At 61.0% G+C, this 10,159-nt stretch carries 8 protein-coding genes; 5 read left to right on the top strand and 3 right to left on the bottom strand.

Going from position 1 to position 10,159, the window contains the following annotated elements; genetic code table 11:
• From Q7W83_RS17945 to rloA, 3 genes are all read right to left on the bottom strand, one after another.
• Positions 1–916, bottom strand: a 916-nt coding sequence (locus tag Q7W83_RS17945; RefSeq protein ID WP_473656419.1) for an alpha-L-glutamate ligase-like protein, incomplete at its 3' end; no start/stop codon positions are given.
• Positions 916–2,451, bottom strand: a complete 1,536-nt coding sequence (gene rloB, locus Q7W83_RS17940) for an osmotic stress tolerance membrane protein RloB (protein ID WP_150633978.1) — start codon at positions 2,449–2,451, stop codon at positions 916–918. The genes Q7W83_RS17945 and rloB, both read right to left, overlap by 1 nt.
• Positions 2,452–2,456: 5 nt before the next feature.
• Positions 2,457–2,993, bottom strand: coding sequence for a retropepsin-like aspartic peptidase RloA (gene rloA, locus Q7W83_RS17935; protein ID WP_150633979.1), 537 nt, complete (start codon positions 2,991–2,993; stop codon positions 2,457–2,459).
• 302 nt (positions 2,994–3,295) lie between these two features.
• On the opposite strand from rloA, the gene Q7W83_RS17930 reads away from it, so the two are divergent.
• The 5 genes from Q7W83_RS17930 (at position 3,296) to prpF (ending at position 10,118) form a co-directional block, all read left to right on the top strand.
• Positions 3,296–4,015 carry a GntR family transcriptional regulator gene (locus Q7W83_RS17930; RefSeq protein WP_473657651.1) on the top strand — a complete coding sequence of 240 codons (720 nt, stop codon included), beginning with the start codon at positions 3,296–3,298 and terminating at the stop codon, positions 4,013–4,015.
• Positions 4,012–4,902 carry a methylisocitrate lyase gene (gene prpB / locus Q7W83_RS17925; RefSeq protein WP_150633981.1) on the top strand — a complete coding sequence of 297 codons (891 nt, stop codon included), beginning with the start codon at positions 4,012–4,014 and terminating at the stop codon, positions 4,900–4,902. The genes Q7W83_RS17930 and prpB overlap by 4 nt, the downstream gene beginning before the upstream one ends.
• A 40-nt stretch (positions 4,903–4,942) precedes the next feature.
• Entirely contained in the window at positions 4,943–6,070 is a 1,128-nt protein-coding gene (gene prpC, locus Q7W83_RS17920; protein WP_150633982.1) for a bifunctional 2-methylcitrate synthase/citrate synthase, read from the top strand.
• Positions 6,071–6,273: 203 nt separating this feature from the next.
• Positions 6,274–8,871: a Fe/S-dependent 2-methylisocitrate dehydratase AcnD gene (acnD, locus tag Q7W83_RS17915; protein WP_150637859.1), complete on the top strand. Its 2,598-nt coding sequence runs from the start codon at positions 6,274–6,276 to the stop codon at positions 8,869–8,871.
• Between the two features lie 56 nt (positions 8,872–8,927).
• Entirely contained in the window at positions 8,928–10,118 is a 1,191-nt protein-coding gene (prpF, locus tag Q7W83_RS17910) for a 2-methylaconitate cis-trans isomerase PrpF (RefSeq protein ID WP_150633984.1), read from the top strand.
• Positions 10,119–10,159 lie beyond the last annotated feature (41 nt).

Raw genomic sequence — 10,159 nt, 5'->3', positions numbered from 1 at the left:
TAATCCCGCGTGCCTTCAACTCCTCCAGCCGCGCCTCGACCGCATGGGTACGCAACGTCAGTCCGCAATCATTGGCGATCTGGATGTTCAACCCCGGCCGGGCATTCAGCTCGAGAATCAGCGGCCCTTTCTCCTGGTCCAGCACCATGTCCACACCGATGTAACCCAGTCCGCACAGCTCATAACAGCCGGCCGCGAGTTTCATGAAACCGTCCCAGTAGGGCAGTTGCACACCGTCTACTGCGTTAGTGGTGTCCGGGTGTTTGGTGATGATGTTGTTCAGCCAGGTGCCGCGCAGAGTCAGGCCGGTGGCGAGGTCGACGCCGACACCGATGGCGCCCTGGTGCAAGTTGGCTTTGCCGCCGGACTGGCGCGTTGGCAAGCGCAGCATGGCCATCACCGGATAGCCCATCAGCACGATGATGCGAATGTCCGGCACGCCTTCGTAGCTGATGCTCTTGAAGATCTGGTCGGGGATCACGCGGTATTCGATCAGTGCGCGGTCACGGTGGCCGCCCAGGGAGTAGAGGCCGGTGAGGATGCTGGAGACATGGTGCTCGATTTCCTCGTGACTGATGATCTTGCCGGACACCGTGCGATAGCGCCCCTCGAATCGGTCGGCAATCACAATGATGCCGTCGCCACCGGCGCCCTGGGCCGGTTTGATCACGAAGTCGCTGCGGCCGCCGATGATCTCGTCGAGTTTGTCGATTTCTTTCTCGGTGGAAATCACCCCGTACAGTTCCGGCACATGAATACCGGCGGCGATCGCGCGTTCCTTGGTGATGATCTTGTCATCGACGATCGGGTACAGACTGCGCTTGTTGTACTTGAGCACGTAGTCTGCGTTACGCCGATTGATCCCCATGATGCCCCGGGCTTCCAGGGCCTTCCAGGTTTTCCAGAAGCCGAACATCAGGCGTCAGCCTTCTTCAGGAAAGCCTTGAAGCGCACCAGTTCGGTCAGGCGGTAGCCGCGATAGCGACCCATGGCCAGCATGAAGCCCACCAGAATCAACAGGATCGCCGGGAAGGTGAACACGAAGTACACCAACTCCGGCACGCTCATGATCAGGTGTGCCAGGGTGGCAGCGAACAAGGTGCCGATCGCCACTTTCATGGCATGCCCGGAACCGCGTTCTTCCCAGGTAATCGACAGGCGTTCGATGGTCATGGTCAGAATCACCATCGGGAACAGCGCCACGGACAACCCGCGTTCCAGGCCCAGCTTGTGACTGAACAGGCTGATCGCGGCAATCAACACCACCACAAACGTCAGCACCACCGACAACCTCGGCAGCATTTGCAGCTTCAGGTGTTCCAGGTAGGAGCGCAGCGACAGCCCCAGCGCGGTAATGATGGTGAACAGCATGATGCCGAACCCGAGCTGGGTTTCGCGGAAGGCCAGGGCGATCAGCACCGGGGTGAAGGTGCCGAGGGTCTGCAAGCCGATCAGGTTGCGCAGGATCAGGATCACCAGCACGCCAATCGGGATCATCACCATGATCATGAAGGTCTGCTGGGTTTGCAGCGGCAGGCCGTACAACGAGTATTCGAGGAAGTTGGCGTCGGTGTTTTCGTCGGTCAGCTTGGCCAGGCGAATGGCGTTCATTTCGCTGTTGTTCATGCTGAAGGTGACGGTGGCCTTCTTGCCGCCATCGACGGTGATCAGGTTTTCGTCGCCGGTCCACCACAGCAAACGGTCGGTCGGCAGGCCTTGTTCGCCGGTTTCCGGGTTGAAGTACAGCCAGTCGGTGCCGTTGAAGCTGCGCAGCCAGAGTTCCGGGGTTTGCGGCTGGTCGGCGACCAGACGGATGGTGTGGACTTTTTCCACTGGCACGTGGGCGATGGACAGTACCAGTTCGACGATCTTGGCCTTGTGCCCGCTGGACGGATCGCCGCCCAGCAACAGTTTCACGTTGTCGTCGTTGAGGTTGTTGACCCGCTTGATCGCTTCACCAATGAAGGTTTCAACGTCGGCCGAGTGCTGGCGAATCGGCGCAAGCAAGGCTTCGGCTGCGACTTTTTCTGCGCCTTCAACAGCGATGCTGTCGCGGAATGTCGGGCCTTTGACCTTGGATTTTTCGCCGGTGTAACGCTTGGTCAACACAAGGCGGTAATACAGGGTCTGGTTGCCCTTGGCCCGGCGCGCCGACCAGGTGACCTTGCGGTTACCGTCGACGCGATTCACGGCCACGCCGTAGTTATTGGAGATGAAGCTCTCATTGAGGCTGACGTAATCGCGGCTCAGTGGCGGCACGAACATCTGGATCTTGACCGGGTCTTTGGCACTGGCGACGAACTCGACTTTGGCGTCGATGTTCCACAAGTCGTCGGTGGCGTCTTCGGTCACGGGAATGCCGAGCACGAAAATCTGATAGGCCGTAACTGAAATGCCCAAGACCACCAGGATGGCGATCAGCATTTTCAGATGGAGGGTAAGAGAGCGCATTGGAATTACTCTGCGGTATGAGCGTCGGTGGCGCAGGCGGGTTTGCCAGCAGCGTATTTAAGACTGGGGTCGACCAGCGCATCAAAGCGTTTCAGCGCTTCGGAGCCGATCAGGAGCGGGTATTGGAAAGCGCTCCGGTCGGTAAGGTTCACTTCTATGCTGCGTAATGCCGACCCCATGCAGATATCCAGCTCGATCACCGGACGGGCGGTGTACTTCTTGCCTTCTTCCGGATCGTAGTCGCCGGCACGGCGCTTGATCTTGCTGACGCGGGCCAATGGTCGTTCGATCGGGTGTGTGTGCGCCGCATCGATCGCCAGATAGAAGCGTACCCAGGACTCGCCATTGCGTTTGAAGCGTTTGATGTCGCGGGCACTCAGGGAGGCGGTTTTCGCCCCGGTGTCGAGTTTGGCCGCGACTTCCAGGTTGATGCCGTCCAGCGAGGCGTACTCGTTGAGGCCGTACACGGTTTTTTCCCCCGCCGCGGCAACACCGGGCAGGCAAAGCAGATAAAGGAAGGTGGGGAAGGGCTTGAGTCTCATAAATCCTGGTGCGCAGCGGTCCGTGTTTCGATTCAAGGCCCTGGCATCGCTGCGCAAGCTCCCTCGTATGCCTATCAGCTATTTATGACAAGCAGTGCAGATGTCACAAACAAATGCGGGCGGCATTCTAGCACGGTGGCTTTATGGCGCCAGCGCCGGGAGGCGGCTATAAACAGAGGGGCTGCATCGTGGTGGTGCAACCGGTTATTAGACGATTGTCGACAATACCTATTTATCCTTTGACTGGAAGGTCGTTATTCGCTAGTTTTTGCCGCATCAGCTTTCAAGGTGTCGACAATATGCTGGATCAACTCGATCCCCCGGTCATAGCCCAGGACGAATCGGAAACACTTTCCGAGAACGTCTTCCGGCGCATTCAGGCGGCCATCGTCAAGGGCGAGATCGCCCCGGGCAGCAAGATCTCCGAGCCGGAACTGGCGCGCACCTATGGCATCAGCCGCGGCCCGCTGCGCGAAGCGATCCACCGTTTGGAAGGCCAGCGCCTGCTGGTTCGCGTGCCGCACGTCGGGGCGCGGGTGGTTTCCCTGAGCCATGCCGAGCTGCTGGAGCTCTACGAGATCCGCGAATCCCTCGAAGGCATGGCCTGCCGTCTCGCGGCGGAACGCATGACCGTCGAAGAAATCGACGAACTGCGCCACGTCCTTGAAACCCACGAGCGCGACGCCGCGTTTCAGGCCGGTGTCGGCTACTACCAGCAGGAAGGCGATTTCGACTTCCATTACCGAATCATTCAGGGCAGCGGCAATCGCACCCTCACGCAGATGCTTTGCGGCGAGCTTTATCAACTGGTGCGCATGTACCGCATCCAGTTTTCCACTACGCCCAATCGTCCGCGCCAGGCCTTTGCCGAGCACCACCGGATTCTCGATGCCATCGCCGACCGTGACGGCGAACTGGCCGAGTTGTTGATGCGCCGCCACATCGGCGCCTCCAAACGCAATATCGCCCGTCACTACCAGGACGGCGCTAAACCGACAGCCACAGAACGAGGTGAGTCATGAGTTCCAACAAGAGCACTCCAGGCCAGCGTTTCCGCGATGCGGTCGCCAGTGAACATCCGCTGCAAGTGGTCGGCGCGATCAACGCCAACCACGCGCTGCTGGCCAAGCGCGCCGGTTTCAAGGCTATTTATCTGTCGGGCGGCGGCGTCGCTGCCGGCTCCCTCGGCGTGCCGGATCTGGGCATCACCGGCCTGGACGATGTGCTGACTGACGTGCGTCGCATCACCGACGTCTGCGATCTGCCGCTGCTGGTGGACGTGGACACCGGTTTCGGTTCCTCGGCGTTCAATGTCGCCCGCACCGTGAAGTCGATGATCAAGTTCGGCGCGGCGGCGATTCACATCGAAGACCAGGTTGGCGCCAAACGCTGCGGTCATCGTCCTAATAAAGAAATCGTGTCGTTGCAGGAAATGGTCGACCGCATCAAGGCGGCAGTTGATGCGCGCACCGATGACAGCTTCGTGATCATGGCCCGTACCGACGCCCTGGCGGTTGAAGGTCTGGAGTCCGCACTGGAGCGCGCGGCGGCGTGCATCGAGGCCGGTGCCGACATGATCTTCCCGGAAGCCATCACCGAACTGGAGATGTACAAGCTGTTCGCCAGCCGCGTGAAAGCGCCGATCCTGGCCAACATCACCGAGTTCGGCGCGACGCCGCTGTACACCACCGAACAACTCGCCGGTGCCGATGTGTCGCTGGTGCTGTACCCATTGTCCGCCTTCCGCGCGATGAACAAGGCCGCAGAAAACGTCTACACCGCAATCCGTCGCGACGGCACGCAACAGAACGTGATCGACACCATGCAGACGCGCATGGAGCTTTACGATCGTATCGATTACCACACGTTCGAGCAGAAGCTCGATGCGTTGTTCGCTGCGAAGAAATAAGTCGCGCAACTCCCTAATAAATTCAAAATTGGAGGCAGCAATGGCCGAAGCAAAAGTACTCAGTGGCGCCGGGCTCCGTGGCCAGGTTGCCGGGCAAACCGCACTGTCCACCGTGGGTCAGTCGGGCGCAGGCCTGACCTATCGCGGCTACGACGTTCGCGAACTGGCGGCTGACGCCCAGTTCGAAGAAGTGGCCTACCTGCTGCTGTACGGCGAACTGCCGACCCAGGCGCAACTCGACGCCTACATCAGCAAACTGGGCAAGCTGCGCGACCTGCCGCAAGCGCTGAAAGAGGTGCTGGAACGCATCCCCGCCGACGCCCACCCGATGGACGTGATGCGCACCGGTTGCTCGTTCCTGGGCAATCTCGAACCGGAGAACGACTTCTCCGAGCAACACGACAAAACCGACCGCCTGCTGGCTGCGTTCCCGGCGATCATGACTTACTGGTATCGCTTCAGCCACGATGGCAAACGCATCAGCTGTGTGAGCGACGAGCAATCCATTGGCGGCCACTTCCTGCACCTGCTGCACGACAAGAAGCCGAGCGAATTGCACGTCAAGGTGATGAACGTTTCGCTGATCCTCTACGCGGAACACGAGTTCAACGCTTCGACCTTCACCGCCCGGGTGTGTGCATCGACCTTGTCCGACCTGTTCTCCTGCATCACGGCGGCTATCGGTTCTCTGCGCGGTCCGCTGCATGGCGGCGCCAACGAAGCGGCGATGGAAATGATCGAGCGCTTTAGCTCGCCGCAAGAGGCGGTCGAGGGCACCCTCGGCATGCTGGCGCGCAAGGACAAGATCATGGGCTTCGGCCACGCGATCTATAAGGACAACGATCCGCGTAACGAGGTGATCAAGGGCTGGTCGAAAAAACTCGCTGACGAAGTGGGCGACACGGTGTTGTTCCCGGTTTCCGAAGCCATCGACGCCACCATGTGGGAACAGAAGAAACTGTTCCCGAACGCTGACTTCTACCATGCGTCGACGTACCACTTCATGGGTATTCCGACCAAGTTGTTCACGCCGATCTTTGTCTGCTCGCGCCTGACCGGCTGGGCAGCGCATGTGTTCGAACAACGTGCCAACAACCGCATCATCCGCCCGAGCGCCGAGTATGTCGGCGTCGAACAGCGCAAGTTCGTGCCAATCGAACAACGCTGAATGGTGGAGGCTTGCGCAGGGATTTGAACATTACGCAAATCCCTGTGGGAGCGGGCTTGCCCGCGATGATGGAGTCACATTCGACATACCCGTCGCCTGACCCACCGCAATCGCGGGCAAGCCCGCTCCCACAGGGGTTGTGTTGATTTCCGATCCGATACCAGGCCCCACCCTTTGAAATCACCGTGACCGAGTCCTGACCGATGAACACTGAATTCCGTAAACCGCTGCCCGGCAGCCATCTGGATTATTTCGACGTCCGTGCGGCGGTCGAAGCCATCCAGCCCGGCGCCTACGACACCCTGCCGTACACCTCTCGCGTGCTGGCGGAAAACCTGGTGCGTCGCTGCGACCCGGCCACGCTCACCGAATCCCTGAAGCAATTCATCGAGCGCAAACGCGACCTCGACTTCCCATGGTTCCCGGCCCGTGTGGTCTGCCACGACATTCTCGGCCAGACCGCGCTGGTCGACCTCGCCGGCCTGCGTGACGCCATCGCCCTGCAAGGTGGCGACCCGGCGCAAGTGAACCCGGTGGTGCCGACGCAACTGATCGTCGATCACTCGTTGGCCGTCGAGCGCGGTGGCTTCGATCCGGATGCGTTCGAGAAGAACCGCGCCATCGAAGACCGTCGCAACGAAGACCGTTTCCACTTCATCAACTGGACCAAAAAAGCCTTCAAGAATGTTGACGTGATTCCACCGGGCAACGGGATCATGCACCAGATCAACCTGGAGAAAATGTCTCCGGTGATCCAAGTGCGCGACGGCGTGGCGTTCCCCGATACCTGCGTCGGCACCGACAGCCACACCCCGCACGTCGATGCGCTGGGCGTGATCGCCATCGGCGTCGGTGGCCTGGAAGCGGAAAGCGTGATGCTCGGCCGCGCCTCGTGGATGCGTCTGCCGGAAAGCGTCGGCGTCGAACTGACCGGCAAGCTGCAACCGGGCATCACCGCCACCGACATGGTGCTGGCGCTGACCGAGTTCCTGCGCAAGCAAAAAGTCGTTGGCGCGTGGCTGGAGTTCTTCGGCGAAGGCGCTTCCGCGCTGACCCTCGGCGACCGCGCAACCATTTCCAACATGGCCCCGGAATACGGCGCCACCGCGGCGATGTTCTACATCGACCAGCAGACCATCGACTACCTCAAACTCACCGGCCGTGAAGACGAGCAGGTGCAACTGGTCGAGCACTACGCCAAGACCACAGGCCTGTGGGCCGACAGCCTGAAGGGCGCGCAATACGAGCGCGGCTTGACCTTCAACCTGTCCTCGGTGGTGCGCAACATGGCTGGCCCGAGCAACCCGCACGCTCGCGTGGCAACCTCTGACCTGGCCGCGCAAGGCATCTCCGGCCAATGGGACGACGTGCCCGGCCAGATGCCGGACGGCGCGGTCATCATCGCCGCCATCACCAGTTGCACCAACACCAGCAACCCGCGCAACGTCATCGCGGCGGGCCTGCTGGCGCGCAACGCCAACAAGCTCGGGTTGACCCGCAAGCCGTGGGTCAAATCGTCCCTGGCACCGGGTTCGAAAACCGTGGCGCTGTACCTGGACGAAGCCGGCCTGACCACCGAACTGGAACAACTCGGTTTCGGCGTCGTGGCTTTCGCGTGCACCACCTGCAACGGCATGTCCGGTGCGCTGGACCCGGTGATCCAGCAAGAAATCATCGACCGCGACCTGTACGCCACCGCGGTGCTCTCGGGCAACCGCAACTTCGACGGGCGGATTCACCCGTACGCCAAGAATGCATTCCTCGCTTCGCCGCCATTGGTGGTGGCTTACGCCATCGCCGGCACCATCCGTTTCGACATCGAAAAAGATGTGCTGGGGCTGGACGCAAACGGCAAGGAAATCCGTCTGAAGGACATCTGGCCGAGCGACGAAGAGATCGACGCCGTGGTGAAAACTTCGGTCAAACCGGAGCAGTTCCGTCAGGTCTACATCCCGATGTTCGCCATCCACGAAGACACCGGCCCGAAGGTTACGCCGCTGTACGACTGGCGCGAGATGAGCACCTACATCCGCCGTCCGCCGTACTGGGAAGGCGCGTTGGCCGGTGCGCGTCCGCTCAAAGGCATGCGTCCGCTGGCGGTGCTGCCGGACAACATCACCACCGATCACCTGTCGCCGTCGAACGCGATCATGCTCGACAGCGCCGCCGGCGAATACCTGGCGAAAATGGGCCTGCCGGAGGAGGACTTCAACTCCTACGCCACGCACCGTGGTGACCACCTGACCGCGCAACGCGCCACCTTCGCCAACCCGAAACTGTTCAACGAAATGGTCCTGGAAAACGGCAAGGTCAAGCAGGGCTCGCTGGCCCGTGTCGAGCCTGAAGGCAAAGTGATGCGCATGTGGGAAGCCATCGAAACCTACATGGAACGCAAGCAGCCGTTGATCATCATCGCCGGCGCCGACTACGGTCAGGGTTCATCCCGGGACTGGGCGGCGAAGGGCGTGCGTCTGGCGGGCGTGGAAGCGATTGCCGCCGAAGGGTTCGAGCGCATCCACCGCACCAACCTGGTGGGCATGGGCGTGTTGCCGCTGGAGTTCAAGCCGGGCACCAATCGCCACACGCTCGCCATCGACGGCAGTGAAACCTACGACGTGATTGGCGAGCGCACGCCGCGCGCCGAGCTGACGCTGGTGATCAATCGCAAAAACGGTGAGCGCGTCGAAGTGCCGGTGACCTGCCGCCTCGATACCGCCGAAGAAGTGTCGATCTACGAGGCCGGCGGCGTGCTGCAACGCTTCGCGCAGGACTTCCTCGAAGAATCGGCGGTCGCCGTCTAAATCAAGTTGTGCGGACGCGGGACTTCAAGTCCCGCGTCTGTCTTGAAGGAGCACCCATGGCTCACGCACCTCAAATCAAAATCCCCGCCACCTACATGCGCGGCGGCACCAGCAAAGGCGTGTTTTTCAGCCTCAAAGATCTGCCCGAAACGGCACAGATTCCCGGCCCGGCGCGCGACGCGTTGTTGCTGCGGGTGATCGGCAGCCCCGACCCGTACGACAAGCAAATCGACGGCATGGGCGGCGCGACGTCCAGCACCAGCAAAACCGTGATCCTGTCGAAAAGCATCAAGGCTGATCACGACGTCGATTACCTGTTCGGTCAGGTCTCCATCGACAAGCCATTCGTGGACTGGAGCGGCAACTGCGGCAACCTGTCGGCGGCGGTCGGTTCGTTCGCCATCAGCAACGGCCTGGTGGACGCCAGCCGCATTCCGCACAACGGTGTGGCGGTGGTGCGCGTGTGGCAGGCCAACATCGGCAAGACCATCATCGCCCACGTGCCGATCACCAACGGTGAAGTGCAGGAAACCGGTGATTTCGAACTCGACGGCGTGACCTTTCCGGCAGCCGAAGTACAGGTTGAATTCATGGACCCGGCGGCGGAAGAGGAGGGCGGTGGCGGTTCGATGTTCCCTACCGGCAACCTGGTGGACGACCTCGAAGTGCCCGGCGTCGGGACGTTCAAGGCGACCATGATCAATGCGGGCATTCCGACTATTTTTGTCAATGCCGAAGACATCGGTTACACCGGCACCGAGTTGCAGGGCGCTATCAACGGCGATCCGAAAGCACTGGCGATGTTCGAAAACATTCGGGCCTATGGCGCGTTGCGCATGGGGCTGATTTCGACTCTGGATGAAGCCGCCAAGCGTCAGCACACGCCGAAAGTGGCCTTCGTGGCCAAGCCTGCGGCGTACGTTTCTTCCAGTGGTAAAGCAATTGCGGCGGGTGATGTCGACCTGTTGGTGCGTGCATTGTCGATGGGCAAATTACACCATGCCATGATGGGCACCGCTGCGGTGGCCATCGGCACGGCGGCGGCGATTTCGGGCACTCTGGTCAACCTCGCGGCGGGCGGTATCGAACGCAACGCCGTGCGCTTCGGCCACCCGTCCGGCACCTTGCGCGTGGGGGCGCAAGCCAGCCAGGTGAACGGCGAGTGGACCGTGAAGAAAGCCATCATGAGCCGCAGTGCGCGGGTGTTGATGGAAGGCTTCGTCCGTGTGCCGGGGGATTCCTTCTAACCCCGATCCAGAGATAAACACAAAACCTTGTGGGAGCGGGC

This window comes from Pseudomonas sp. 300 (assembly GCF_055803035.1).
The sequence above is the reverse complement of the archived record's forward strand: the minus strand, read 5'-3'. Positions and strand labels throughout refer to the sequence as shown.

Bases quoted from the DNA above. Each gene is read 5' to 3' on its own strand.
- rloB (WP_150633978.1), bottom strand. From the start codon at position 2,451: ATGCGCTCTCTTACCCTCCATCTGAAAATGCTGATCGCCATCCTGGTG.
- rloA (WP_150633979.1), bottom strand. From the start codon at position 2,993: ATGAGACTCAAGCCCTTCCCCACCTTCCTTTATCTGCTTTGCCTGCCC.
- prpB (WP_150633981.1), top strand. From the start codon at position 4,012: ATGAGTTCCAACAAGAGCACTCCAGGCCAGCGTTTCCGCGATGCGGTC.
- prpC (WP_150633982.1), top strand. From the start codon at position 4,943: ATGGCCGAAGCAAAAGTACTCAGTGGCGCCGGGCTCCGTGGCCAGGTT.
- acnD (WP_150637859.1), top strand. From the start codon at position 6,274: ATGAACACTGAATTCCGTAAACCGCTGCCCGGCAGCCATCTGGATTAT.
- prpF (WP_150633984.1), top strand. From the start codon at position 8,928: ATGGCTCACGCACCTCAAATCAAAATCCCCGCCACCTACATGCGCGGC.